Here is a 23,646-nt window from a genome sequence, read left to right as displayed (position 1 = left end):
CAACACCTCAATACCGTTCGCCCCTGTCCTGAGCCTGTCGAAAGGCTAGCCCGAACGGGACTGAGTGCTTCAGTTTAAAGGCACTCTACTCTGACCGCCGACCCGCACCTCATCAATAATTCCACTGCACCTGCGTGCGGATCAAATCACCCGTCGCACGGCCCGTGCGGCGTTCATCTGCTTCGGCCCGCTTCATCCGCGCATAGGCCAGCGTGATCTCCAGCGCCTTCCACGGCTGCCATTCCAGCCCCAATTCAAACTCGTCCGTTTCCAGGCGAGGCGCGTTGGTCCCGGCCTTCCACCCGCCACGATAATGCTGCCACCGTCCGTAAGGCATTAGGACACCGACCGAATCCGTGGGCAGGCGGTACATCATCTGGACATAGCCGCCATTCAGCTTCTTCTTTTCGATCGACTGGCTTACCCGGTCGAACTCCGGCCCCTTGCCCCAATTCCATTCCGCCTGAATGCCGAAGGGCTGGGGATAGAGCATCGCATGGATGCCGACACGATCATCGTCATAGGACTGCTCACTGATCGCGACCGCCGATCCGTTGCGCACTTCCGGCTGGTAGTCGTTCATCATCGCCGACCCGCCGATTTCGAAGACCTGATCCTCGAACATGCCGCCCAGCCCATCCAGTTCGAACGGCCAGGTTGCAAAGGCAACCTTCATCAACCCGCGATTCTGCTCTGTCTTGTTGATGCCCTGACCATTGAAGACGCCCAGACCGAACGCACCATAATTGCCGAACAGCTTCTGCCCGTCATGCCCCAGCCGGTCCCAGATCTTCTGCACTGAAGGTGGCGTGTAATAGCCGACGATGCCCAGATCCCGCTCGCCCGGCACGGCGCTGTTGATCGCGTCGCTGCGATCGAGCGTCAGGCGATTGGAGGACGACTGCATATTCTCCCAGCCATAGGGCACCTTGGACTGGCCCAGGCGCACGCGGAATGTCTTGGCCTTGTCCAGGAAGACGTCGGCATAGGCGTCGCGCAGCTGCACAAAACCTTCCCGCCGCTCACTGCCTGCCTGATTGTTTACGGCAGCGGAGAAGTCGGACTGAAGGTAGAGCGACACGCGATCGGAAATGTCACCCTGAACGACAAGGCGCGTCCGGCGGAGCGAGAAGCTGCTCTTGTCGGAAATTCCGCTGTCATGGACCGAACGCAGCCGCGACTGGCCAGCGGGCGCCGTATCATCGCCCGACAGGAACGCATTATAGCGCATCTGGGTATAGCCGCGCAGCGACAGCCGCTCATACCAGGCCTTCTTCTGTCCGGATGACGATGCCTGGGTGACGACCGGCTGAGTGGGAGCTGCGGCAACAGCTACAGGAGCCGACCCTGCGGCTGGGGCAGGGGCGGCCGAAGTCGGCGCGGACGACGCGTTGCTGGCGGTTTCGGCATTTGTCTTGCTTGCGGCCAATGCGCTGGTCAGTGCTTGCACCTGCGCCTTCAACTCGTCGATCTGCCGCTGCAACGCTTCATTGCTCTGCGCCTGCGCCACTTCCGGCATCAACGCCAGCAGGCTCACCGCCAGAGCCATGTTTTTCATCTTGGAACCTGTCACGGAAGAATCCCCTGTCTCGATCGACGCGGGGGCTATGTCTTTTCGGTGACAATTTAGTGACAGATATCTTTCGCTTACATGACAACGAGCCACTGACGTATTTTTTAACCGTCATCCTAGCGAAGGCTGGTATCTCGTGTCCCAAAGCCGAACAGCGGTGCCCCGGACGAGGAGCGGCGTATCACTCCAGCACCGCATATCATCTTACCGGCGATCGCGGCGTTTCACCCGCACTCGACCGTGACATGCTCCATCCTTGGTAGCGCGCGCACCCGCTGGCGCACTGCGGTGACATCGCCGCCCGGCGCTAGGCTGATGATCGCGGCATGGGCATGCGGCCCGATCCGCCAGACATGCAGGTCATGGATGATCGCGCCCTCTGTCTCCACCAGCGCCTTGATCCGCTTCGTCAACGCCGGTTCGGCGGTATCGAGCAAGATGGCCGATGTGTCCTTCATCAACCCCCAGGCCCAGCGCGCGATCACCACCGCGCCCAATATGCCCACCGCCGGGTCGAGCCACCACCAGCCCATATAGCGCCCGGCCAGCAACGCCGCGATCGCCAGCACGGATGTCAGCGCGTCGGTCAGCACATGCACATAGGCGGCGCGCAGATTATTGTCGGCATGACCCTTTTTATGATCATGTCCATGATCGTGATCCGCAGCATGCTCATGGCCATCATCATGATCATGGCCATGATGATCATGGCTATGGTCATGTCCCAGCAGTAGCGCGCTGATCAGGTTGATGGCCAGGCCAATGACCGCGACCAATGTCGCTTCGCCAAACTTCACAGATACCGGCTCGAAGAAGCGCAGCACCGATTCGACCAGGATGAACAGCGCCGTGACGCCCAGCAGCAGGGCGGATGCAAAGCCCGAAAGGTCGCCGACCTTCCCCGTGCCGAAAGTAAAGCGCGGGTTGCGGGCATGGCGCCGCGCATAGCCATAGGCCGCCGCTGCCACGGCCAGCGCGCCCGCATGGGTCGCCATGTGGAACCCATCGGCCAGCAGGGCCATCGATCCGGTGATCCAGCCAAAGACGATCTCGACCACCATCGTCGCCGCCGTCAGCCACACGACCCACATCGTCCGCCGGGCATTCTGGTCATGGCCCGCGCTCAGGTAGATATGATCGAAATAATGGCTTTCTTCCTCATCCCCGTTTGCGGGGAAGGGGGGCAGCGCCTCGCTTTGGGCCTTTGCTGCGTCATGATCGTGGCTGTGGCCGTGCATCGTCATTTCCCGTACCGCCGGATCAGCTCCAGCATTTCTTCCGCCGCCGCCTGCCGCTCTTCATCGGTCAGGCCGGGGCGAGCGACATGGTCGCGCATATGCTGCTCGATCAGCTCTTCCATCAGGCTGCCGACCGCGCCGCGCACCGAAGCGACCAGCTGCAACGTCTCCGAACAGCCCGCATCTCCTCCCAGCTGCCGCTCGATCGCGCCGACCTGCCCCGCAATGCGCCGCACCCGCGCCAGCAGCTTGTCCCTGTTCTCAACCACATGCATAGGATACCCCCCTATCCTATAGGGGCATTTTCGTCAAACGCTGTCTTTTCGCCAATTGCTTCATTAATTCGCCCTCCCTAACAGGACAGCATGGCCAAGACGTTCGACTGCGACCTAGCGATTCTGGGCGGCGGCCTCTCCGGCGCTCTGACCGCACTAGCTTTCGCCCGCCTTCGCCCCGACGTCGATCTGCTGCTGATCGAACGCGGCCAATCGCTGGGCGGAAACCATCTCTGGTCCTTCTTCGACGGCGATGTCCGCCCCGCCGATCGCTGGCTGGTCGATCCGCTCATCACCCATCGCTGGCCCCAAGGCCATGAGGTTCGCTTTCCCGCCTATCAGCGTCGCCTCGACACCGCCTATAACAGCATCGCCTCCGTTCAGCTTGACGCCCACGCCAACCAGTTGCTCGGCGATCGCGTCCTACTCAACGCCGACGTCACCCACATCACGCCCACCAGCGTCACCCTTGGCGACGGCCGCGATATCCAGGCTCGCGCTGTCCTAGATACTCGCGGCGGCGGCGATATGTCGGCGCTGGAGTGCGGCTGGCAGAAGTTCGTCGGACAGGCCCTTCGCCTAGGCCATCCACACGGCCTGGAGCGCCCCGTGATCATGGACGCGACCGTCGCCCAGATCGACGGCTACCGCTTCATCTATCTCCTCCCTTTCGATGAACGGACCATCTTCGTCGAGGACACCTATTATAGCGACGACCCCGTGCTCGATCTCCCAGCGCTCACCGGCCGGATTGCCGCCTACACGAAAGATCATGGCTGGCAGGTCGAAAAGGTCATCCATCAGGAAAGCGGCGTTCTTCCCGTGGTCCATGGTGGCGACTTGGATCGTTTCTGGCCAGCCGAGGATGAGATTGCCCGCGCAGGCGTTCGCGCCGCATTGTTCCATCCGATGACCGGCTATTCGCTCCCCGATGCGGTCGCCACCGCGCTCTGGCTTGCCGATCAGCCGCTCGAAGACCTTGCTACCACAACCCGCGCCCGCGCGGCGGCGCACTGGCGCGTTGGCGGCTATTACCGGCTGCTCGGCAAGATGCTCTTTCGCGCGGCCCGGCCGGACCAGCGATGGCGCGTGTTCGAGCGCTTCTATCGGCTCAATCCCCATCTGGTCGGCCGCTTCTATGCGGGCCGTTCGACCTGGGCCGATCGCATCCGCATCTTGTGTGGACGCCCGCCGGTGCCCATAAGGAGCGCCATGCGAGCACTGTTGACCCCCTCCGCCTGATGAACCGCAAAGCGATAGTTATCGGGGCGGGCTTTGGCGGCCTTGCTCTTGCGATCCGTCTGCAATCGGCGGGCATCGACACCACTCTGGTGGAAGCGCGGGACCGTCCGGGCGGGCGCGCCTATATGTGGGAGAAGGACGGCTTCGTCTTCGACGCAGGCCCGACCGTCATCACCGATCCAGATTGCCTTGCAGAACTCTGGCGCCTGTCCGGCCATGACATGGCGGAAGACGTCAGCCTGGTGCCGGTCACCCCCTTTTACCGGCTCAACTGGCGCGACGGCACAAACTTCGATTATTCCAACGACGAAAACAGCCTGCGAGCGCAGATCGCGAAGCTGAACCCACAGGATGTCGCCGGGTATCAGCGCTTTCTCGACTATGCTGACGGCGTGTATGAGGAAGGCTATCGCAAGCTCGGCTCGGTGGCTTTCCTCGACTTCGCCTCCATGATCCGCGCTGCTCCAGCGCTGGCCAAGCATCAGGCGTGGCGTTCGGTCTATTCCATCGTCTCTTCCTATGTGAAGGACGAAAGGCTGCGGCAGGCGCTGTCCTTCCACACGCTTCTGGTGGGCGGCAATCCGATGCAGACCAGCGCGATTTATGCGTTGATCCACAAGTTGGAAAAGGATGGCGGCGTCTGGTTCGCCAAGGGCGGCACGAACCGCCTGGTGCAAGGCATGGCAACGCATTTCGAGCGGCTCGGCGGCACGCTGCGCCTCGCCGACCCGGTCGTGCGCATCGAGACCCATGGCGACCGCGCGGTCGCTGTCTCAACCGCCTCGGGATGGCGGGGGGAGGCCGATGCGGTCGCCACGAACGGCGACCTCATGCATAGCTATCGGGACCTTCTCGGCCATCACCCAAGGGGGCAGAAACAGGCGGAGAGTCTCGCGAGAAAGCGCTGGTCCCCCAGCCTGTTCGTGCTGCATTTCGGCATCAAGGGCAGCTGGCCCGGCATCCCCCACCATATGATCCTGTTCGGTCCGCGCTATGAAGGGCTGCTGACCGACATCTATGATCACGGCGTGCTGCCGCAGGATTTCTCGCTCTACCTGCACCACCCGACCGTCACCGATCCGTCGATGGCGCCGGACGGTCATTCAACCTTTTACGCTCTCGCGCCCGTGCCGCACATGGGCAAGCTGCCGATCGACTGGAAGCAGTTCGGCCCCGTCTACGCGGAGCGCATCCTTGACGAGATCGAACATCGCCTGATCCCCGACATCCGCTCTCGCATCGTCACGCAGTTCCACTATGCGCCGCCCGATTTCCAGAGCGACCTGTCCGCGCATCTCGGCAGCGCCTTCAGCCTTGAACCGCTGTTGACGCAAAGCGCATGGTTTCGCGCCCATAATCGCGATGACGTGATCCCGAACCTTTATCTCACTGGCGCGGGGACCCATCCGGGGGCAGGCATCCCTGGCGTCGTGGGCAGTGCGAAGGCGACCGCCGCGCTGATGCTCGAAGACCTGCTGTGAAGCGGCTGGCCGTCTATTGCGGATCGGCTTTGCCTGCTGATCCGGTCTATGTGGAATCCGCTCGCCAAGTCGGCCGTACGCTTGCTGGGCGCGGCATTGGAGTCGTCTATGGCGGCGGGCGGCTGGGTTTAATGGGCGCGGTTGCCGATGCCGCGCTCGAGGCCGGAGGCGAGGTGATCGGCGTCATCCCGGAAGCCCTGGTACGGGCGGAGGTAGCGCATCAGGGCTGCACCGAGCTTCACGTCGTCCAGACCATGCATCAGCGCAAGGCACTCTTCACCGATCTGTCTGACGGCTTCATCACACTGCCCGGCGGCGTTGGCACCATGGACGAGTTATGGGAGGCGATCAGCTGGGCGCAACTGGGTTATCATGCCAAGCCCGTTGGCCTGTTGAATGTGTCGGGCTTCTACGACCAGCTCATCGCCTTCAACCGGCATATGATCGACACCGGCTTCATCCGGCCGCAACATGCCGACATCCTGATCCATGCCGACTCGATCGAGGCGCTGCTCGATAAAATGGCAGCCTATAAGGCGCACGAGCCGATCTTTTCGATGACGGCCGACAGGCTCTAATTCGTGCCACGCTTGCGGCGGCCATCGGCGCGGGGCATGGCCGCAATGTGAACATTCTCGATCGCACCGCCCTCGTCGCCCATGCCCGCGAAAGTATCGCCCGGGGCTCCAAATCCTTCGCCTTGGCATCGAAGCTGTTTGACCGGCAAACGCGTGAGCGTGCTTGGCTTCTATACGCCTGGTGCCGCAAGTGCGACGATATCGCCGACGGGCAGGATCATGGTGGCGTAATGAGAGGCGTGGCCGATGGAGAGGCCCGTCTTGTCAGCATGCGCGCGATGACCGACGCGGCCCTGCGCGGAGAGCTCACGGGCGATCCTGCCTTCGATGGCTTTGGTTTGGTGATGCGTGAACGCGCCATCCCGGCGCGCTATGCCCATGACCTTATTGAAGGTTTCGCGCTTGATGCCGAAGATTGGCGACCTCAGAGCGAAGAGGACATGCTGCGCTATTGCTATCATGTCGCCGGAGCCGTCGGTTGCATGATGGCGGTGCTGATGGGGGTTGACCCGGCGGATGAGGCTACGCTGGATCGTGCGTGTGATCTGGGCTTGGCGTTCCAGCTCGCCAACATTGCGCGCGACATCAGTGAGGATCAGGCGGCGGGACGCTGCTACCTGCCCCAGCAATGGCTGGCGGAGATGCACATTCCTTCGGGCAGGCATATGGAGCCAGGCTTCCGTCCGCAGCTAACGATATTGGCGCGGCGTCTCGCCGGGCTGGCCGCGGATTATGAGGCGAGCGCGCGGCATGGCACCGGCGCATTGCCGCCGTGCTCCGCCTGGGCGGTTCTGGCCGCAGCGGGCATTTATGGCGATATCGCTCGGGAAGTGGATCGACGGGGCGGTCATGCCTGGGACGATCGCGTGGTGACGCCGAAGAGTGAAAAACTGGGCTGGGTGTTCCGGGCGGGGTTGCAGATCGTGGCCCGATCCCGCCGCTGGCCTTTATCGATGCCTCGACCGGCACATCTCTGGACCCGCCCAAAGGCCTGACATCAAAAAAAGGACCGATACTTTCGTACCGGTCCCGAGGCGTGTTCGCAGGAGGAACATCGTGTGGCGAGCGGGCCGTTCTTTCCGGCCCGCCCTGCCTAAAGAGTGATCAGGCGTTGTAGGCGCGTTCGCCATGCTCCCCGAGGTCGAGACCTTCCTGTTCGACTTCGCGGCTGACACGCAGGCCGGTCACGGCCTTGGCGATGAAGATGGCGATCGCAGTACCGATCGACGCCCAGACGATGGTGGTGGCAGTAGCGAGAAGCTGCGTCACAAGCTGGCTGCTCATCGAGAAGTCAGCGCCGCCGGGGCCGCCCAGAGACGGCGAGTAGACGATGCCGGTGCCGATCGCGCCGATCATGCCGCCGATGCCGTGGATGCCGAACGCATCAAGCGAGTCGTCATAGCCGAGCTTCGGCTTGAGGACGGTCACCATGTAGAAGCAGACGATCGAAGCCACTGCGCCGAGTACGATGGCGCCGAACGGGCCGGCATTGCCAGCGGCGGGGGTGACGGCAACGAGGCCAGCGATAATGCCCGAGCAGAAACCGAGGGCCGAACCCTTGTGGCCGTTGACGCGCTCGGCGATCATCCAGAACAGGCCGCCCGCAGCGGTGGCGACGAAGGTGTTGATCATCGCCAGTGCAGCCGAACCATTGGCTTCCAGCGCCGAACCTGCGTTGAAACCGAACCAGCCGACCCACAGCAGGCCAGTGCCAACACCAGTCAGCGTCAGCGAGTGTGGCGGCATGGGTTCCTTGGGGAAGCCCATGCGCTTGCCCAGGATGAGGCAGGCGACGAGCGCAGACACGCCAGCGTTGATGTGCACCACGGTGCCGCCAGCGAAGTCCAGTGCGCCCATTTCGAAGAACAGGCCGCCCGCTGCCCAAACCATGTGGGCGATCGGGAAATAGACGATCGTCAGCCAGACCGCTGCGAACACCATCACGGCCGAAAATTTGATGCGCTCGACGACCGAGCCCAGCACCAGCGCGATCGTGATCGCCGCAAAGGTCATCTGGAAGCAGACGAACACATATTCTGGAATGACGACGCCGTCAGTGAAGGTCGCCGCTGTCGAATCCGGCGTAATGCCCTTCAGGAACACCTTCGACAGGTCGGAGATGAAACCGTTGCTGGGACCCGCGAACGCCAGACTGTAGCCGTAGGTCACCCAGATCAGCATCGCGAGGCACGCGACCGCGCCGATCTGCGTCATGACGGACAGCATGTTCTTCGTGCGGACCAGGCCGCCGTAGAAGAGAGCCAGGCCCGGCAAGATCATGGCCAGCACCAGGACGGTGGAGGTCATCATCCAGGCGGTGTCGCCCTTGTCAGGTGTCGGCGCGACGGCCGCTGCCACCTCTTGTGCCCAAGCGGGCAGCGCGGCGAACAGGGAGAGCCCGGTCGCCCCCATTACGCCGCAGAATTTCTTGGAAAAGGTCATCATTCCCCCCTTCTTACAGCGCGGTTTCGCCGGTCTCGCCGGTGCGGATGCGCACGGCCTGACCGACATCAAGGACGAAGATCTTACCATCGCCGATTGCGCCGGAATTGGCCGCGGTCTGGACCGCTTCGACTACGCGCGGTGCGAGATCGTCATCGCAGACGACCTCGATCTTGATTTTCGGAACCATGTTCGTGGAATATTCGGCGCCCCGGTAGATTTCGGTTTGCCCCTTCTGGCGGCCGAAGCCCTTCACCTCGGACACCGTCATGCCGGCGATGCCTAGCGAGGAGAGTGCCTCGCGGACATCGTCAAGCTTGAACGGCTTGATGATAGCCATGACAAGTTTCATGTCGCCCCCTGTTAATGGTGTGCGGCGACATTCCAGCAAGAGGCGTGCCAATTGATCAGCGCCGTTCAAAAGCGGGCTTTTTAGATTGGGCCTAACCTCCGCCCGCCAAAAAAATGGGCAGCCTGCCTACGCTGCCCAAAAATTGGGCAGTCCTGACTACCAGTCGGCAGTCATACGGGCGGCGTCTTTTTCCTCCGGCAAAGTGGGCCGCCCGAGCGCAGCGTTTCGATGCGGGAACCGGCCGAAACGTGCGATCACGTCGAGATGCTGACGGGCATATTCCAGCGACTGCGCATCGCCTGCTGCTTCGAACAGGCTGAGTGACAGCTTCTGATCTTCGATATCCTCGCTATGCTGAAACGGCATGTAAAAAAACCTACGGCCCGCACCACCAATCTGGATGTCATAACCATGGGCAATTGCGCCGCGGGCAACGGTTCGAGCGAGTTCGTCAGTTTTATACGCATTAGCGGTGCCACGGAACATGTTACGCGGCAATTGATCGAATAGCAGGACTGCCGCCAATGCGTCGTCAGCCCGATCAAGGAATGTTTCCGCACCTAAAGTCCGCTTTTCTTCCCACAGCTGACAAAAGCGCGCCGCGCACTGTTGGTCCAGCTTTGGATCATGCTTCCACCAGCCCTCTTCCCCAACCTGATTGAACCAGAAGTCCAGCAGGGCAGCCGCCCAATCGGCGGTCACGGCGTCATGGCTGTCCGTAAGCATGTTCATACAAGGAAAAAGAAGCAGTGGGCCGCAGGTTCCGCAGCCCATGGCGCCAGTATATCAGGTCGCCGTGCCGCCGACCGTCAGCCCTTCGATCAGTAGGGTCGGCTGCCCGACGCCCGCCGGAACGCTCTGTCCACCCTTACCGCACATGCCGATGCCTTCATCCAGAGCCCAGTCGTTGCCGATGCCGACCACCTTGGTCAGGGCTGTTGGTCCATCGCCTATCAGTGTCGCACCCTTGATTGGGGCGCCCAGCTTTCCATTCTCGACCTTGTAAGCCTCGGTGCAGGAAAAGACGAACTTGCCAGAGACGATGTCGACCTGGCCTCCGCCAAAACTCTTGGCGAAGATGCCGGAACCCATGCGGGACAGCAATTCCTCTGGATCGTCTTGGCCGCCCTTGATGAACGTGTTGGTCATGCGCGGCATCGGCGCATGGGCATAGCTTTCGCGACGCCCGTTGCCCGTGGGCTCCACGCCCATAAGTCGGGCGTTGAGGCGATCCTGCATATAGCCTTTAAGGATGCCATCCTCGATGAGGACATTCTCTCGTGTAGGCGTGCCTTCGTCATCGATCGAGAGCGATCCACGACGGCTGAGGATCGATCCGTCATCCACCACCGTGACGCCGGGAGCCGCGACACGCTCACCGATCCGGCCGGAAAAGGCGCTCGTACCCTTGCGGTTGAAATCGCCTTCAAGCCCGTGGCCGATCGCCTCATGCACCAGTACGCCCGGCCAGCCCGGCCCCAGCAGCACCGTCATTTCGCCCGCAGGCGCAGCGACCGACCGCATGTTAACTTGCGCCTGCGCCAGCGCCTCGTCGATGGCACGGTTCCAGATCGCGGAATCCATCACCTGATCGTAGAGATAACGTCCGCCGATACCGAAACTGCCGGTTTCGCGGCGGCCATTTTCTTCTAAAATCAGCGAGACGTTCAGACGCACCAGCGGCCGGACGTCGGTGGCGGTAAAGCCATCGGCACGGACGATTTCCACGACCGACCAGCTTCCCGCCAGACTGACCGAAACCTGCGCAACGCGAGGATCGCGCGCGCGCGCCGCCGCATCGATGGCAGCGCACAGCGTGACTTTCTCAGCGAACGGGACGATGTCCAAAGGGTTGGCGTCTGTATAGAGATGGCGGTTGGTCCGCTGTGGCGGCGGAGCGGGCTGGCCCTTGGCCGGGTCCAATAAGGTCAGTGTTTCGGCCGCCCGGCGGATCGCCGCTTCGCTGATATCATTGGCATGGGCAAAGCCGGTCATCTCGCCCGACACGCCGCGCAGGCCAAAGCCTGCATCGGTCGAATAGTCGGCTGTCTTCAGCCTTCCATCGTCGAACCCGAAACTTTCGCTGGCCCGATACTGCAGATAGAGTTCGCCATCATCGCAATTGGCGAGCGCCTGCGCCGTCAGTCGCTGCGCGCCATCGGGATCAAGCAAGCCCGGCCGGTAGAGAAGGCCGCGCGCATCGGTGAACTGGGAAACGATGTTGGTCATGCCGCCCGATATAGGAGCGACACAGCCCAAGCCCAATCAAATTCGAAGGGCGCTTCTTTAGATGCTCGCGCCGGACGAGATGTCGGGCAGGCCCGCGATTTCAGGGGTATCAGCAGGACCGCCAATCAGAACGAAGCGTCTATCGCAATAACCGCAATCGACATAGCCATGCTCGTCAATCTCCAGGAACACGCGCGGGTGACCCAGAGCAGCGGGAATGTCGCCCGAACCGTCGCACGCAACGCGGGGCTTGGTGACTCGAAGAATTTCAGGCGGCTGTATCATGATGGCGTCGATTAGCAGCGGCTCCATCGCACCGCAATATCCGGCACGGCTTTCTGGCAGCATAAGGGGTGGTGGGCGATGACGGGCTCGAACCGCCGACATTCTCGGTGTAAACGAGACGCTCTACCAACTGAGCTAATCGCCCGATACCGCATCCATGCCGGTGCAGCCGGAGCGCGCCTATCTAGGCCAATCAGCGCGCGGGTCAAGCGTTGATGACGACCTTGTCACGCGCAAAGAAAACGGCGGCTGGCCATGAACCAGCGAGTCAGGGCTTGGGCCGTCTCTTCCGCAAGGGCGATGAACACACGGCGGCCATCATGCGGATCCGCCTGGCGATGCACGATGCCCTTGTCTGTCAGTGTCCGAATCCAGCGCAGCGCTGTGGTGGGCGGCACTGCCGACGCGATACACAGGCTGGAAACGGACACGCGCTCCTGCTCCAGACGCGCGGCCAGCAGATCGAGCAGCATGTCCCATGCCGGATCGGCAAACAGTTCGCCGGGCAGGAAATCCTCGCGCAGCCGCCGCGCACGCAGCATGTCCCGCACCTGCGCGGCACCCAGTGCTACTTCGTCGGTGGCGGTTGGCTGACCACCCATCGGCTCGACGGTGGGCATGCCGATATAATCGCTCGCCCGATCGGAAATGCGGGGGCCCAGTGCGAAGGAGGGGGTGGCGTGGCGCGGCCGTGATGTCAGCGCCTCCAGCGTCCGCGCAAGGCGGCTGACCTCTTCGCTTAGCTGTTGCAGGCGGACGCCCTCGCTTTCCTGATTGACCTCATGAACCGTGCGCTGCGGCGTCGCTCCACCCGCAGTCAGCAAAGCGGCGGCGAGGTCGGTGTGATCCGGAGTGCAGAGCAGTTGCGTGCGGTCGCTCCGCATGCAAGCGAAGGCAAGGTCGATCGTGTCGAGACCGGCAACCAGGATGACGGACATGTCATTCTGAACCGCCAGCGTTTCCACCTGCACCAGCAATCGCTCGAGCAATGCGGACGGGTTTATGCAGAAGAGCAGAATGACGTCGCACCCCACCTGCATGTCGAGCCGCAGCATCGCCTGATCCAGCGGCACGATATCGAGGAGCCGGAACTGGGCGGCCTCTGCCAGTCCTGCGACATCGTCGAGAAAGACGTCGTCCGCCAGAATGAGGAGCCCTGCGCGAGGGTCTCTCATCCCATAAATTTCCTCGCTGCTGGATCCAAATTCAGTCCGGGGGCGATCCATTTCCACCTGTTACTCCTGTCCCTGCTTTGTTCCGAACCTATCGTAATATCGCGGCGGCGCGCCTGCTCTTTCCTCCGGATCGGACATGCCAGCTTCCCTTCATTGACCGATAATCCTGCTGACCCGCCCGATTTCACGAGGCTCGGCCCTCGCTGTCGCCAAAACGGTTTGGCTTTTCGCCGAAATGGCGGGACGTAAAGAAGAAGAGACGACCCATCCAAAATGGATGTTGTTATGCCCGATTGTCGTTTCAGACCGCCGTCCGGCGCGCAAAATCGATATAGAGCTGGCGTAGCCGGGTGGCGACCGGGCCGGGGGTGCCATCGCCGATCTTGGTCCCGTCGATACGCACGACCGCTTGGCAGAGCGTCGATGCACTTGTGATGAAGGCTTCGCGGGCCTCCTTCGCTTCCGCCACGGAAAAGGGGCGGTGGACTACGCTGAGGCCACTCTCCTCGGCCAGCGCGGTCAGCGCGGAGCCGGTGCATCCGGCAAGCACGGCCTGGGAATAGGGGCGGGTGATGATGCCCTCATCCGTAACCAGAAAGGCCGTGGAAGAGGCGCCTTCGGTTATGAAGCCGTCCTCCATCATCCAGGCTTCCTGTGCCCCGGCCTCGGCCGCGATCTGTTTCGCCATCGCTTGGGCCAACAGGCCAACACTCTTGATGTCGCGCCGCGCCCACCGCAGGTCGGGTGTCGTGACAACCGCAATGCCGTTCTGCACAGCGGGAGAATCGAGAAAGCGCTTGGCCTGCGTGAACATCACAAGCGTTGGCTGCAAAGCCGACGATGGCAGGAAGTCGCGCCCTGCGTCAGCGCCCCGCGTCAGTTGCAGATAGATCAAGCCCTCTTCGAGATCATTGCGCGCCGCCAATTCCTTCTGCACCGTTTCAATTTCGGCAAGGGAGACGGGAAGACTTAGCCCGATCGCCGCCGCCGAACGTTCAAGCCGGATTAAATGCGACACGCTGTCGATCAGTCTGCCATCAAGGACCGCCGTCACCTCGTAAACGGCCTCGGCGAACAGAAAGCCGCGATCCAGCACCGACACCTGCGCTTCGGCGAGCGGCAGGAACTGGCCATTGAGATAGGCGATGGACATGAAGCGGTAAATCCTCCGGGCTGAACATCCGCGATGTTGCCGGGGCAGGATCGTCGGTCAAGCAGTGATCATCGGTTTAGCGCCTTTACCCGCTCTCCTATCTCTCGCAAATCTTCGACAAAGCGCGCTCGCTCGGTCGCCTTTCGCGCTTCATCGGGTACGCGCAACAGGAAACTCGGATGCACGGTCACCCAAGCTTCGGTGCCATGTTCGAGTGGAATCGGCGCGCCTCGCGTCCGGCTGATCGTCACGGCTTTGCCCAATATGGCACGGGCGGCAGTCGCGCCCAAAGCCACCACGATGCGCGGACGAACGAGAGCCAACTCCTGATCCAGCCACCAGCGGCAGGCAGCAATCTCGGATGTGTCAGGCGTCTGGTGGATACGCCTCTTGCCCCGTCGCTCATGCTTGAAATGTTTGACGGCATTCGTGACATAGACGCTCGCACGGTCGATCCGGGCCTCCTCCAGTGCCCGATCGAGCAACTGGCCTGCGGGACCCACGAAGGGGCGCCCGGCAATATCTTCCTGATCGCCCAGCTGTTCCCCCACGAAAACGAGAGGCGCATCAATCGGGCCTTCGCCAAACACAGTCTGGGTGGCGTCGCGATAAAGGGGGCAGCGGGTGCAGCCCATCGCCTCCTCGCGCAATCCGGTCCAGGCAGCAATCGCGTTGCTGGCGCGGGCAGGGATTTTGGGAGGAGTGGCGATCATGGCCGCTTCCCGTGCCTGCGCCCCGGCAACAAGGTCGGGGATAAGGGCCGCCTCCGGCAGGTTGCGCCAGTATTTCTTGGGCATCTCGGACAGCATGGCCCGCTGTTTAAGCCGGGCGGGGTTGAATGTCGCAGCATAATAGCTTTTCCAGATTTCCTCGACCGGGTCGCCGCCCGGCGCATCTGCCTTTGAAGCGCCGGGACTTTCTTCCAACCTTTCGCCATCCCAATGGATACTGAGTTCGGGCGTCAGGATCGACCATCGCATCGAGGCGAAACGTCGCACGAAAAGCCCGGCATTCGCGCGGACGATATGATGATCCGGCTCGAACCATGCGACGAAACGGGTTCCGTCATCATCCTGCATTTCGCGAAATCGGACAAAGGCGCGCATCTTATGCATGTCGCGCCGAACCGCTTTTGCCAGCATCTCGACGCGGCGGACCAGGGGATCGGCTTTATCGTCCAGACGTGCGGGGATTTGCCGCACCTCGATCAAAAGGGCGTAGAGCAAGGCAAAGCGCTCTCCATCCCGATGCAGTATTGCGCTCTCGGCCAATTCCAGAAAGGCGCGCGGCACTGAAAATGCTCCGCCGCTATTTTCCGAAGGCGGCGGATCGAAGGCCAGCAGCGACCCGCCTTCTCCTTCGACCCGCCAATCAATATCCTGAGCAGGCACAGCAGCCAAAGCGAAGCGACGGGCGGCATCGCGCCACCCGTCGAAATCATCCGGCTTGCTCAGCAGGACCTGATACATGAGAGATCAATCCGACGATTCCGCTCGCTCCAGTTCGGCGGGCTTGCGACGGGCAAAGGTGGCGGCGAGTTTCAGTTCCTCTTCATCCGTCAACTCCTCAGCCGCATCGGGAAACATCTCCTCTTCCTCCTCCTCGATATGGTGGAGATAACGCTTCTTTAGCGTGGCGAAGGTTTCCCGCCATTCAGAGCCGTTGAATGGCTGCTCCTGCAGCTCCTCGAGATAATCGTCGATTTCCTTGTGCTCGGCTACGCTATGCTGGGCATCTTCGCGCAGGTCAGGACGGGCGAGCATCGTTGCATAGAGCGTCTCTTCCTCCGCCGCCGCATGTGCGGTGACTTCGACGCGAAACTGTTCGAACAGCTTCTCCAGCCGGTCGTTATCGTCCTTCGCGTCAGCCATTTTCTCAAACAGCTGGCGATGGGCGTCATGATCTTGCTTCAGTTTGTCGAAAATCGTGGCATTGGCCATGATGTGCTCCTCTTGATTTAGAGGACACAACGAAAGGCGAGGAGCTTTGGGTCCGCTGGTTCAGCCGAACAGGAAATGGAAGATGATCGCAACCGGTATCCACAGCAGGCTGCTAGCGATGCTGGTCAGCCACACCTGTGCCACATCCCTGCGAAAGCGCAGGTCCAGGCCCGACATCGACAGGCCGCTTTCATCCAGTAATTCCCACCGGCGTTCCATGTCCCTCGCCACCATTGCAAAGCCGCCGATTGCGATGATCAGGGCAAGGTGCAACACCAGTGAGCCGCCCATCCTGGCGACGATACCGATCTGAAGAAGGCAGAAAACGACAAGCGCAATGGCCAGATGGCTGCTCATGCGCTTGGCATACCGCCCGCCATGAGATCGTGCTGAATCCTTGTTAAATGCCGTTGCCACCAGCGCCTTCCCCTCGACCTTTATTAAATCTCAAGAAATCACGAAGTGCCGCACTTATCAATAAGGAAAACTACCGTCAGTCGAAAAGCTCCAGTTGCGAAGGGGGAGGGGCGAGCTGCCGTTGAAGGTCGGCCTTGTCGGTGAGGTGAACCGGCCTCCAATCGCTGGCGATCAAAAAGGGCCGAAGCTTGGCAATCGAATTTGTTACCCGCGCGACATCGTCCAGCCGAAGGCGGCGGACCCTGCGGCTCGCCAATATGCGATCGACGGCTTTTACACCAAGGCCCGGCACCCGCAGCAACATCTCCCGTGGGGCGCGGTTCACATCTACCGGAAATATGGCCCGGTGCCGCAACGCCCAGGCCAGCTTGGGATCAATGTCGAGGGGCAAATGCCCCGTTGCGGGGTCGGTCGCTTGCTCAAGATCATCCACTGAAAAGCCATAAAAGCGCATCATCCAGTCCGACTGATACAGGCGGTGTTCGCGCAGCAGTGGAGGACGCTTTAACGGAAGGACGCTGCTCGGCGAGGGAATGGGTGAGAAGGCGCTGTAATAGACACGCCGAAGAGCATGGCGGTCATATAGAGACCGCGCACGCCGGATGATGGCCCGGTCGTCCGCATCGTCAGCACCTACTATCATCTGCGTGGATTGTCCCGCAGGGGCAAATCGCGGCGCATGGCGGTAGCGCTTTCTGGCGTCGCGCGTGTCTTCGATGGCCGCGCGCAGCCCCTTCATCGCGCCTTCGATGCGTCCTCCATCTTTTTCGGGCGCCAGTCGCCGAAGGCCCTGCTCGGTCGGCATCTCGACATTGATCGACAGCCGGTCAGCGAAAAGACCCGCTTGATGCGTCAGTTCCGGATCGGCATCCGGGATCGTCTTGAGGTGAATATAACCGCGAAAATCATGTTCTTCCCGCAGTGCCCGGGAGACGCCGACCAGCTGTTCCATCGTATAGTCGGGTGATCGAATGATGCCGGACGAAAGGAAAAGCCCTTCGATATAATTGCGCCGGTAAAAGCTCAGCGTCAGTTCGACCACTTCGCCCACGGTGAAGCGCGCCCGGCGAACGTCGCTCGACCGGCGATTGATGCAATAGTGGCAATCAAAGATGCAGCTGTTCGTCAGCAAAATCTTGAGCAGCGATATGCATCGCCCGTCAGGCGCATAAGCATGGCAGATACCCATGCCTTCGGTTGATCCTAGCCCGCCCTTCCGCCCTGACAGGCTATCGCGCTTCTTCGTTCCGGAGGATGCGCATGATGCATCATATTTGGCCGCGTCGGCGAGGATTTTCAGCTTTTGCGGAATAGAAAGGGCGGCCATTAGTTCATGTTATGTTCTTTTCCTCCACTTGTCTTTGATCCAGATTGCGAATTGCGTTGAGTCCGGCATCAGTTTTTCCATCCTGGATCGATCCGATCGATCAACCGAACCATCGCCTCAAAATCAGGAACGCCCGGACCTGCCGGTAACTGCACGCCGCTGATATCACGCTGATGCACGGCTATTACTTCGTCCGGAATGTCGATGGGTGTGCCCGCAGAACCCGTCGCTACCTGTATCTCGCAGGCCCGCTGAAGCATCCAGTGCATGAGGAAGGCTTTGGGAAGGGTGTCAGCCATGACCAAGGTGCCGTGGTTGCGCAGCATCATTAGTCGGCGGTCGCCCAGATTGGCGATCAGTCTTTCGCCTTCCTCGGGCCGCAGCGTGATGCCCTCAAAATCGTGATAGGCGATTCGCCCGGCAAAGGCGGCGGCATAGAAGTTGGTTGGACGTAGGCCCTCCTTTGTCGCGCTGACCGCCATGGCTGCGGTGGTGTGCGTATGGATGACGCAATGAGCATCGGGCAGGTGGCGGTGGAAGACGCTGTGCTGGGTGAAGCCGGCGCGGTTCACTGGATAGGGGCTGCCGTCCAGTATGTGTCCATCAATGTCGATCTTGACGAGGTTGGACGCCGTCACCTCGGAATAAAGCAAGCCGAACGGGTTGATCAGGAACGCGCTGTCGTCACCGGGCACGCGCAGGGTGATATGATTGTAGATAAGTTCTGACCATCCCATGTGGTCGAATATGCGGTAACATGCAGCCAATTGCTGGCGCGCTTTCCATTCTTCGATGGGTATGTCATCAGCGGAAGCGGCGGTTGCCATGGTGGTCCTCCTTTACCCTGTCGTCGTAACTATCGTCCCCGGCGGCGCTGCTGTCGAGCGAAACGGCTTTGGGGTTGAATTTGGCCGACTCTGCTGGTAGGGCGCGCCCCACACGGCGCAGGCTGCCCTGCGACGACTCATTGCTATTACTTTCGGTAGGCCCGTCGGGAAGGGTTTGTTTCCTGACGAACCGCCCGTTTTCGACTGGAGTTTGACTGGATTATGCAAATCATCGTTCGCGACAACAATGTCGACCAGGCCTTGCGCGCGCTCAAGAAGAAGCTGCAGCGTGAGGGCGTGTATCGCGAGATGAAGCTGCGCCGTCACTACGAAAAGCCCTCGGAGAAACGCGCCCGCGAAAAGGCCGCTGCGGTTCGCCGCGCGCGCAAGCTGGAGCGCAAGCGCGCTGAGCGTGACGGCGTTCGTTAAGACGCCCATCTCCTAAGGGGCGGCGGTTTCTCCGCCTCTTTCTGCTGATCATCCGCATCGCGAGGCTTAGGTCCATGTCCACGACCGCTGTTCCCCTTCGTCCCATCGCCAAGGGGTCGCTGACGCGCCTCTGGATCGGCGTTGCCGCCGTGGCGATTGCCGCAGGCGGCTTGGCTTGGGCTGGGCAGCGCGGGGTCGAGCCTTCGCCTGCCAGCTACTTCGCCCGCAATGCTGGGGAGGAAGGTGTGGTCACGACCGAATCGGGCCTCCAGTACAAGGTTCTGGAAGAGGGCACTGGTCCCAGCCCCACCGCAGCGGACGTGGCGCTGGTGGGATATAAGGGCACTTTGCTCGACGGCACCGTCTTCGACGAAAATGCCCAGACCGCGATGCCGGTCGATGGCGTTGTGCCGGGCTTTTCCGAAGGTCTGCAGAAGATGAAGAAGGGCGGCAAGTACCGTCTCTGGATTCCGCCGCAGCTCGGCTATGGCGAACAGGCGGCTGGACCTATCCCCGCCAATTCCGTGCTGGTCTTCGATGTTCAACTGCACGATTTCAAATCGAAGGCCGACATTATGCGGATGCAGCAGATGATGCAGCAGGGCGCGGCTCCTGCGCCCCTTCCCGGCCGCTGATCGCATCGCCGAAAGGTAAGAGAATAGAAAAGGGTCCGGTTTTCGGACCCTTTTCTATTCGGTGACGACAATCCCCTTTGATTCGGGATCATCACTGATCGCCTTGGACCGTTCCTCGAGATAGACCTTGATCATCGCCACGATCGGGTCGGCCAGGAACAGGCCCATTATTCCAAACAGCGCGCCGAACAATATCTGCGCAGCCAGGACCAGCGCGGGGGCAAGGTCGGTTGCCCGCTTCGCCACCATGGGAACGATCAGGTAACCATCGACGATCTGCACTACGAGATACACGAAAAAGGCATAGATTCCGGCATCGACCCCCGCCGAAAATCCGACGAGTACGATCAATACGCCCGATATGATCGACCCGATGTTCGGCAGAAAAGCGAACAGCCCGGTCAGGATTCCGAGCAGGCCAGCCATTGGGACGCCCCCCGCGAGCAACAGCAGCCAAGTTCCAACGCCCTCGACCGCCATGCCAATCAGACGGCCGAACATCAAACGGCGCAGCGTCCACCCCATCCTGTCGACGACATTATAGAAGCTTAAGCGGGTGCTCATGGGCAGCATCCATGCGACGCCTCGCTCATAAAGGCGCGGCTCCACCGCAATGAAAATCGCCAGCACCAGCATCATTACGCCGCTTGTGACGGCGCCCATGACGGTGCCGACCGCCGCAGTGACCCGACCGATAGAATTGAAAGCCTGCGTAGCGAGGCTCTTGAAATCATTGGGTGTCGTCGTCACGCCCAGTTGCTGCATCCAGCCACCGATGCGGGTGGCCTGTGTCTCTATGATCGTCCGCATCGCCTGCGCCTGCGCAGCCAAACTCGCCCCTGTCAGGTAAAATGTATAAGCTAGAAACAGCAGTATGGAGAGGAGCACGATCGTCAGGCGCCAACCTCGGCCGACCGGCAATATGCGGCCGAGCAGCCGAGTGCCGCCGTCCATCATGGTGGCCAGGACCAAGGCTCCAAGGATGAGCATGATCGGCTGCGCAAGCAAGGCTAGCAGTGCGACGGCGACCGCCATGGCGATCCACACACCCGCGCGTTTTATCTCATGTTGAACGAGCGGGCTGCGCAGTTCGCTCGGACCCGGTTGCTCAATGTGCACGTGTTTGCCGCTCAATCACCAGCCCCTTTGCAGATGTATTATTTCGGGGGTGGAACGCTCTCCGGGCGTAAGCGGTTCCCCGCCCGGCCACTACGCAGCGCGTGAATCCAGGTCACGGGATTCCAGCTGGAATTGCCGTCGAGTGAAAAAGTAATGAATTCGGCCCGTCCGCCAATCGCCTCCCAAGGAACAGGCCCCCCAAGGCCATTCTCCTCAAGCGGCGCGCGGCTGTCGGCGCTATTGTCCCTGTTGTCACCCATCAGGAAGACATGGTCGCGGGGAATGCGCACCGGACCATACCAATCCAGCGCGCTCGGCCCCATGTCGATCGTCACATAGCTTTTGCCATTGGGCAGGATTTCCCGCCGGACAGGCAACTGACAATATTCCCGCCCGTCCACCCCCGTGATGCGGGCGCCAGGGAACTGGGTGGGGGAACAGGGGGCGTTGCCATCGATCGGGATCAGGACCGGCTTGATCGCCTTCTGGGGAACAGCGGTGCCATTCAGGATGACCTGTCCGCCCCGAACCTCGATGATGTCGCCCGGCAGGCCGATAACCCGCTTGATATAGTCTTCCCGCCGGTTATGCGGTGACACGATGACGATGTCGCCCCGTTCGGGCAGGCGGCCGAAAATGCGGCCCTTCAGAAAGGGCAGGGGGTGGAAACTCGGCGAAACATAGGACCAGCCATAAGGGAATTTGCTGACCACCAGTCGGTCGCCCTTCAGCAACACCGGCATCATGGACTCGCTCGGAATGTAGAAGGGTTTGGCGACGAAGCTGTGAAAGGCCAGGACCGCCAGAATCAGAAGCGCGATGCTCTTCACCTCATGCCACCAGTCGATCGCACTCTTGTCCGTTCGGGCTGGCGATGCCGCCGCCGGTTCTTCTGTGGAAAGCGGGTCGTTCTCGCTCATGTCGGCTGCCGTCATGGATGGCTTCTCGGATGCTGGTGGTGCCGTGGTCACTGGGGCAAGGCCTCAATGATGACAAATGCCTGCGCCCATGGATGATCATCGGTTAGCGTGACGTGAATGACCGCCTTGTGTCCATCGGGTAGCATAGTTTGAAGCTGTGCGAGCGCGCCGCCAGTCAGTTCCAGCGTCGGTGCGCCGCCGGGGCGATTGACGACGCCGATGTCCTTCATGAACACCCCACGATTAAAGCCCGTCCCTACGGCTTTGGAAAAGGCTTCCTTGGCGGCGAAACGCTTGGCGAGCGTCCCTGCCTTGGTGAACGGGCGGCGGTTTGCCTTGGCGCGCTCGACCTCGGTAAAAACGCGCTGCTCGAACCGCTCACCAAAGCGATCGAGCGAATTTTGGATCCGCTCGATGTTGCATAGGTCGGATCCGAGGCCGATGATCAACGCGCCAGGTCCATCTGCCGCCGCATTTCGCGGATGCTGCTTTCCAACCCGCTGAAAATGGCCTCGCCAATCAGGAAGTGGCCGATGTTGAGTTCGGCCACCTGCGGAATTGCCGCCACCGGGCCTACATTGTCGAAAGTGAGGCCATGACCAGCATGGGGTTCGATACCATTTTTGGCCGCAAGCGCCGCAGCATCGGAGATGCGCCGCAGCTCTTCCGCGCGCGCTGAGCCGGAAATATGCGCATAGCGCCCGGTGTGAAACTCCACCACCGGCGCGCCCAGGCGCATCGCTGCCTCGATTTGCGCTGGATCGGGTTCAATGAAAAGGCTGACGCGAATCCCCGCGTTCCCCAGCGCGCCGACGATCGGTCGCAGCACCTCGATCTGCCCCGCCGCATCCAGACCGCCCTCCGTTGTCCGCTCCTCGCGTTTTTCAGGCACGATGCATGCCGCATGCGGCCGATGCTTCAGCGCAATGTCCAGCATCTCCCGCGTTGCGGCCATTTCCAGGTTCAGCGGAACGGTAAGAGCCGCCATCAGCGTGGCGATATCCTCGTCCCGGATGTGCCGCCGATCCTCGCGCAGGTGCGCGGTGATGCCATCGGCTCCCGCCTTCACGGCCAGCAACGCCGCCTTGACGGGATCAGGATGTTCTCCCCCCCGCGCATTCCGGATGGTGGCAACATGGTCGATGTTGACACCCAGGCGCAGGTGGGCGGGAGTTTGCTGCATGATGCCTATTGTTTCCGGCTTCCAGGTTTGATCGCGGGGATGGCCGCTAGTTCCGGCGGGACATCATCTGCTTCATATACAGGGAAATTGATGCTGACGAGCGGGTAGAAGGGGACGCCCAGATCCACTTCGCCTGCGGATCGATCGACCAGCGCTACTTCGGCGATAACGATGCCGCCTTCGGCCTCCACCGCTTCAATCGCCTGGCGCGACGACAGGCCGGTCGTGACGACGTCTTCGACCATCAGCACTTTTTGGCCTGGTGTTATGGCGAAGCCGCGCCGCAGCTCGAATTTTCCCTCGGGCCGTTCCAGGAAGACGGCATCCTTGTCGAGAGCGCGCCCGACTTCATGGCCGATGATAAGGCCGCCCATGGCGGGCGAGACGACAAGGTCGATGTCCTGCCGCAGTTCGCGGGGCAGCTTCTGCACGACTGCACGCGCGAGGCCGCCTGCGCGTTCGGCGTTCATCAATACCCGCGCGCATTGCAGATAATTGGCGCTACGGCGGCCGGAGGACAGAATGAAATGCCCTTCCAGCAGCGCCCCTGCGGCCCTGAATTCTGCCAGTACTTCCTCGTCGGTCATCCGTTCTTCGATCCATTAGTACATGCCCAGGCCTATTTCGAAGCCATCCGGCACATCAACTTTTAATATGGGTAATGCCCATGAACGCGCCCCTGCGCGCGAGGTGCGAGATAGGCGGACGACCGGGGCGTTGCAACAGCGAAGAAAATCTGCTCCTGCCCGCTTGAGGCAGGAAAAAAGCATGCCTATAAGCCGCGGCAGACCGACCGGGCGGGGGGGGATGCGTATGCGCGCGCCTT

At 61.4% G+C, this 23,646-nt stretch carries 26 protein-coding genes and 1 tRNA gene; 6 read left to right on the top strand and 21 right to left on the bottom strand.

The window, feature by feature from the left end; genetic code table 11:
- Positions 1 to 112 precede the first annotated feature (112 nt).
- The 3 genes from ACZ5U1_RS10185 to ACZ5U1_RS10175 form a co-directional block, all read right to left on the bottom strand.
- The gene (locus tag ACZ5U1_RS10185) at positions 113 to 1,549 is read right to left on the bottom strand and encodes a porin (RefSeq protein ID WP_464780024.1); all 1,437 of its coding nucleotides are present in this window, start codon (positions 1,547 to 1,549) and stop codon (positions 113 to 115) included.
- A 248-nt stretch (positions 1,550 to 1,797) separates the two neighbouring features.
- Positions 1,798 to 2,817 (bottom strand): CDF family Co(II)/Ni(II) efflux transporter DmeF, encoded by a 1,020-nt coding sequence (dmeF, locus tag ACZ5U1_RS10180; protein WP_464778302.1) that lies wholly within the window; start codon positions 2,815 to 2,817, stop codon positions 1,798 to 1,800.
- The gene (locus tag ACZ5U1_RS10175; RefSeq protein WP_464778301.1) at positions 2,814 to 3,086 is read right to left on the bottom strand and encodes a metal/formaldehyde-sensitive transcriptional repressor; all 273 of its coding nucleotides are present in this window, start codon (positions 3,084 to 3,086) and stop codon (positions 2,814 to 2,816) included. Before ACZ5U1_RS10175 ends, dmeF begins: the two co-directional genes overlap by 4 nt.
- Positions 3,087 to 3,176: 90 nt before the next feature.
- On the opposite strand from ACZ5U1_RS10175, the gene crtY reads away from it, so the two are divergent.
- The 4 genes from crtY to ACZ5U1_RS10155 all read left to right on the top strand — a co-directional run bounded on the left by crtY (position 3,177) and on the right by ACZ5U1_RS10155 (position 7,382).
- On the top strand, positions 3,177 to 4,328 hold the full coding sequence (gene crtY, locus ACZ5U1_RS10170) for a lycopene beta-cyclase CrtY (RefSeq protein WP_464778300.1): 1,152 nt from the start codon (positions 3,177 to 3,179) through the stop codon (positions 4,326 to 4,328).
- Entirely contained in the window at positions 4,328 to 5,809 is a 1,482-nt protein-coding gene (locus ACZ5U1_RS10165; protein ID WP_460986884.1) for a phytoene desaturase, read from the top strand. The genes crtY and ACZ5U1_RS10165 overlap by 1 nt, the downstream gene beginning before the upstream one ends.
- Positions 5,806 to 6,387 carry an LOG family protein gene (locus ACZ5U1_RS10160; RefSeq protein WP_464778299.1) on the top strand — a complete coding sequence of 194 codons (582 nt, stop codon included), beginning with the start codon at positions 5,806 to 5,808 and terminating at the stop codon, positions 6,385 to 6,387. Before ACZ5U1_RS10165 ends, ACZ5U1_RS10160 begins: the two co-directional genes overlap by 4 nt.
- A 95-nt stretch (positions 6,388 to 6,482) precedes the next feature.
- Entirely contained in the window at positions 6,483 to 7,382 is a 900-nt protein-coding gene (locus ACZ5U1_RS10155) for a phytoene/squalene synthase family protein (RefSeq protein ID WP_464780023.1), read from the top strand.
- Between the two features lie 109 nt (positions 7,383 to 7,491).
- Here ACZ5U1_RS10155 and ACZ5U1_RS10150 read toward each other — a convergent pair whose 3' ends face one another.
- The 13 genes from ACZ5U1_RS10150 to ACZ5U1_RS10090 form a co-directional block, all read right to left on the bottom strand.
- The gene (locus ACZ5U1_RS10150) at positions 7,492 to 8,829 is read right to left on the bottom strand and encodes an ammonium transporter (RefSeq protein WP_464780022.1); all 1,338 of its coding nucleotides are present in this window, start codon (positions 8,827 to 8,829) and stop codon (positions 7,492 to 7,494) included.
- Positions 8,830 to 8,842: 13 nt separating this feature from the next.
- A complete protein-coding gene (locus ACZ5U1_RS10145; RefSeq protein ID WP_097092464.1) occupies positions 8,843 to 9,181 on the bottom strand; it encodes a P-II family nitrogen regulator in 339 nt (112 codons plus the stop codon).
- A gap of 156 nt (positions 9,182 to 9,337) precedes the next feature.
- A complete protein-coding gene (locus ACZ5U1_RS10140; protein ID WP_464778298.1) occupies positions 9,338 to 9,913 on the bottom strand; it encodes a DUF924 family protein in 576 nt (191 codons plus the stop codon).
- Between the two features lie 54 nt (positions 9,914 to 9,967).
- Positions 9,968 to 11,410 carry a metalloprotease TldD gene (gene tldD, locus ACZ5U1_RS10135; protein WP_464778297.1) on the bottom strand — a complete coding sequence of 481 codons (1,443 nt, stop codon included), beginning with the start codon at positions 11,408 to 11,410 and terminating at the stop codon, positions 9,968 to 9,970.
- Between the two features lie 57 nt (positions 11,411 to 11,467).
- Entirely contained in the window at positions 11,468 to 11,695 is a 228-nt protein-coding gene (locus ACZ5U1_RS10130; RefSeq protein ID WP_464780021.1) for a zinc-finger domain-containing protein, read from the bottom strand.
- Positions 11,696 to 11,764: 69 nt separating this feature from the next.
- A tRNA-Val gene (locus ACZ5U1_RS10125) sits at positions 11,765 to 11,840 on the bottom strand.
- A gap of 82 nt (positions 11,841 to 11,922) precedes the next feature.
- A complete protein-coding gene (locus tag ACZ5U1_RS10120) occupies positions 11,923 to 12,870 on the bottom strand; it encodes a MarR family transcriptional regulator (protein WP_464778296.1) in 948 nt (315 codons plus the stop codon).
- A 301-nt stretch (positions 12,871 to 13,171) separates the two neighbouring features.
- Complete coding sequence (locus ACZ5U1_RS10115) at positions 13,172 to 14,023, bottom strand: D-amino-acid transaminase (RefSeq protein WP_464778295.1); 852 nt, start codon at positions 14,021 to 14,023, stop codon at positions 13,172 to 13,174.
- Positions 14,024 to 14,091: 68 nt separating this feature from the next.
- Positions 14,092 to 15,492 carry a UdgX family uracil-DNA binding protein gene (locus tag ACZ5U1_RS10110; RefSeq protein ID WP_464778294.1) on the bottom strand — a complete coding sequence of 467 codons (1,401 nt, stop codon included), beginning with the start codon at positions 15,490 to 15,492 and terminating at the stop codon, positions 14,092 to 14,094.
- Between the two features lie 6 nt (positions 15,493 to 15,498).
- Positions 15,499 to 15,963, bottom strand: coding sequence for a hemerythrin domain-containing protein (locus tag ACZ5U1_RS10105; RefSeq protein ID WP_464778293.1), 465 nt, complete (start codon positions 15,961 to 15,963; stop codon positions 15,499 to 15,501).
- 60 nt (positions 15,964 to 16,023) lie between these two features.
- Entirely contained in the window at positions 16,024 to 16,380 is a 357-nt protein-coding gene (locus ACZ5U1_RS10100) for a hypothetical protein (RefSeq protein ID WP_443020046.1), read from the bottom strand.
- Between the two features lie 76 nt (positions 16,381 to 16,456).
- A complete protein-coding gene (locus tag ACZ5U1_RS10095) occupies positions 16,457 to 17,707 on the bottom strand; it encodes a putative DNA modification/repair radical SAM protein (protein WP_464778292.1) in 1,251 nt (416 codons plus the stop codon).
- 68 nt (positions 17,708 to 17,775) lie between these two features.
- Positions 17,776 to 18,534, bottom strand: coding sequence for a class II aldolase/adducin family protein (locus ACZ5U1_RS10090; protein WP_464778291.1), 759 nt, complete (start codon positions 18,532 to 18,534; stop codon positions 17,776 to 17,778).
- 222 nt (positions 18,535 to 18,756) lie between these two features.
- On the opposite strand from ACZ5U1_RS10090, the gene rpsU reads away from it, so the two are divergent.
- A complete protein-coding gene (gene rpsU / locus ACZ5U1_RS10085; RefSeq protein WP_004208618.1) occupies positions 18,757 to 18,963 on the top strand; it encodes a 30S ribosomal protein S21 in 207 nt (68 codons plus the stop codon).
- A 74-nt stretch (positions 18,964 to 19,037) separates the two neighbouring features.
- Positions 19,038 to 19,598: an FKBP-type peptidyl-prolyl cis-trans isomerase gene (locus ACZ5U1_RS10080; protein ID WP_464778290.1), complete on the top strand. Its 561-nt coding sequence runs from the start codon at positions 19,038 to 19,040 to the stop codon at positions 19,596 to 19,598.
- A gap of 54 nt (positions 19,599 to 19,652) precedes the next feature.
- Here the strand turns inward: ACZ5U1_RS10080 and ACZ5U1_RS10075 are convergent, their stop codons facing one another.
- From ACZ5U1_RS10075 to pyrE, 5 genes are read right to left on the bottom strand one after another with little or no spacing between them, the layout of a single operon-like run.
- Positions 19,653 to 20,732: an AI-2E family transporter gene (locus ACZ5U1_RS10075; protein ID WP_464778289.1), complete on the bottom strand. Its 1,080-nt coding sequence runs from the start codon at positions 20,730 to 20,732 to the stop codon at positions 19,653 to 19,655.
- 23 nt (positions 20,733 to 20,755) lie between these two features.
- Positions 20,756 to 21,652, bottom strand: coding sequence for a signal peptidase I (lepB, locus tag ACZ5U1_RS10070; protein ID WP_464778288.1), 897 nt, complete (start codon positions 21,650 to 21,652; stop codon positions 20,756 to 20,758).
- 32 nt (positions 21,653 to 21,684) lie between these two features.
- Complete coding sequence (gene acpS / locus ACZ5U1_RS10065) at positions 21,685 to 22,086, bottom strand: holo-ACP synthase (protein ID WP_464778287.1); 402 nt, start codon at positions 22,084 to 22,086, stop codon at positions 21,685 to 21,687.
- A complete protein-coding gene (locus tag ACZ5U1_RS10060; RefSeq protein WP_464778286.1) occupies positions 22,083 to 22,820 on the bottom strand; it encodes a pyridoxine 5'-phosphate synthase in 738 nt (245 codons plus the stop codon). The genes acpS and ACZ5U1_RS10060 overlap by 4 nt, the downstream gene beginning before the upstream one ends.
- A gap of 5 nt (positions 22,821 to 22,825) precedes the next feature.
- Positions 22,826 to 23,407 carry an orotate phosphoribosyltransferase gene (pyrE, locus tag ACZ5U1_RS10055; protein WP_196224698.1) on the bottom strand — a complete coding sequence of 194 codons (582 nt, stop codon included), beginning with the start codon at positions 23,405 to 23,407 and terminating at the stop codon, positions 22,826 to 22,828.
- Positions 23,408 to 23,646: the final 239 nt, after the last annotated feature.

The sequence above is a fragment of the Sphingobium sp. TomTYG72 genome (assembly GCF_055394715.1).
Note: the sequence above shows the minus strand (reverse complement) of the source record. Positions and strands in the feature narration are given on the sequence as shown.

What these genes read in the sequence shown, in the direction of transcription:
- ACZ5U1_RS10185 (WP_464780024.1), bottom strand. Translation starts at nt 1,549, where the DNA reads ATGGCTCTGGCGGTGAGCCTGCTGGCGTTGATGCCGGAAGTGGCGCAG.
- dmeF (WP_464778302.1), bottom strand. Translation starts at nt 2,817, where the DNA reads ATGACGATGCACGGCCACAGCCACGATCATGACGCAGCAAAGGCCCAA.
- ACZ5U1_RS10175 (WP_464778301.1), bottom strand. Translation starts at nt 3,086, where the DNA reads ATGCATGTGGTTGAGAACAGGGACAAGCTGCTGGCGCGGGTGCGGCGC.
- crtY (WP_464778300.1), top strand. Translation starts at nt 3,177, where the DNA reads ATGGCCAAGACGTTCGACTGCGACCTAGCGATTCTGGGCGGCGGCCTC.
- ACZ5U1_RS10165 (WP_460986884.1), top strand. Translation starts at nt 4,328, where the DNA reads ATGAACCGCAAAGCGATAGTTATCGGGGCGGGCTTTGGCGGCCTTGCT.
- ACZ5U1_RS10150 (WP_464780022.1), bottom strand. Translation starts at nt 8,829, where the DNA reads ATGACCTTTTCCAAGAAATTCTGCGGCGTAATGGGGGCGACCGGGCTC.
- ACZ5U1_RS10145 (WP_097092464.1), bottom strand. Translation starts at nt 9,181, where the DNA reads ATGAAACTTGTCATGGCTATCATCAAGCCGTTCAAGCTTGACGATGTC.
- ACZ5U1_RS10140 (WP_464778298.1), bottom strand. Translation starts at nt 9,913, where the DNA reads ATGAACATGCTTACGGACAGCCATGACGCCGTGACCGCCGATTGGGCG.
- tldD (WP_464778297.1), bottom strand. Translation starts at nt 11,410, where the DNA reads ATGACCAACATCGTTTCCCAGTTCACCGATGCGCGCGGCCTTCTCTAC.
- ACZ5U1_RS10130 (WP_464780021.1), bottom strand. Translation starts at nt 11,695, where the DNA reads ATGATACAGCCGCCTGAAATTCTTCGAGTCACCAAGCCCCGCGTTGCG.
- ACZ5U1_RS10120 (WP_464778296.1), bottom strand. Translation starts at nt 12,870, where the DNA reads ATGAGAGACCCTCGCGCAGGGCTCCTCATTCTGGCGGACGACGTCTTT.
- ACZ5U1_RS10115 (WP_464778295.1), bottom strand. Translation starts at nt 14,023, where the DNA reads ATGTCCATCGCCTATCTCAATGGCCAGTTCCTGCCGCTCGCCGAAGCG.
- ACZ5U1_RS10110 (WP_464778294.1), bottom strand. Translation starts at nt 15,492, where the DNA reads ATGTATCAGGTCCTGCTGAGCAAGCCGGATGATTTCGACGGGTGGCGC.
- ACZ5U1_RS10105 (WP_464778293.1), bottom strand. Translation starts at nt 15,963, where the DNA reads ATGGCCAATGCCACGATTTTCGACAAACTGAAGCAAGATCATGACGCC.
- ACZ5U1_RS10095 (WP_464778292.1), bottom strand. Translation starts at nt 17,707, where the DNA reads ATGGCCGCCCTTTCTATTCCGCAAAAGCTGAAAATCCTCGCCGACGCG.
- ACZ5U1_RS10090 (WP_464778291.1), bottom strand. Translation starts at nt 18,534, where the DNA reads ATGGCAACCGCCGCTTCCGCTGATGACATACCCATCGAAGAATGGAAA.
- rpsU (WP_004208618.1), top strand. Translation starts at nt 18,757, where the DNA reads ATGCAAATCATCGTTCGCGACAACAATGTCGACCAGGCCTTGCGCGCG.
- ACZ5U1_RS10080 (WP_464778290.1), top strand. Translation starts at nt 19,038, where the DNA reads ATGTCCACGACCGCTGTTCCCCTTCGTCCCATCGCCAAGGGGTCGCTG.
- lepB (WP_464778288.1), bottom strand. Translation starts at nt 21,652, where the DNA reads ATGACGGCAGCCGACATGAGCGAGAACGACCCGCTTTCCACAGAAGAA.
- ACZ5U1_RS10060 (WP_464778286.1), bottom strand. Translation starts at nt 22,820, where the DNA reads ATGCAGCAAACTCCCGCCCACCTGCGCCTGGGTGTCAACATCGACCAT.
- pyrE (WP_196224698.1), bottom strand. Translation starts at nt 23,407, where the DNA reads ATGACCGACGAGGAAGTACTGGCAGAATTCAGGGCCGCAGGGGCGCTG.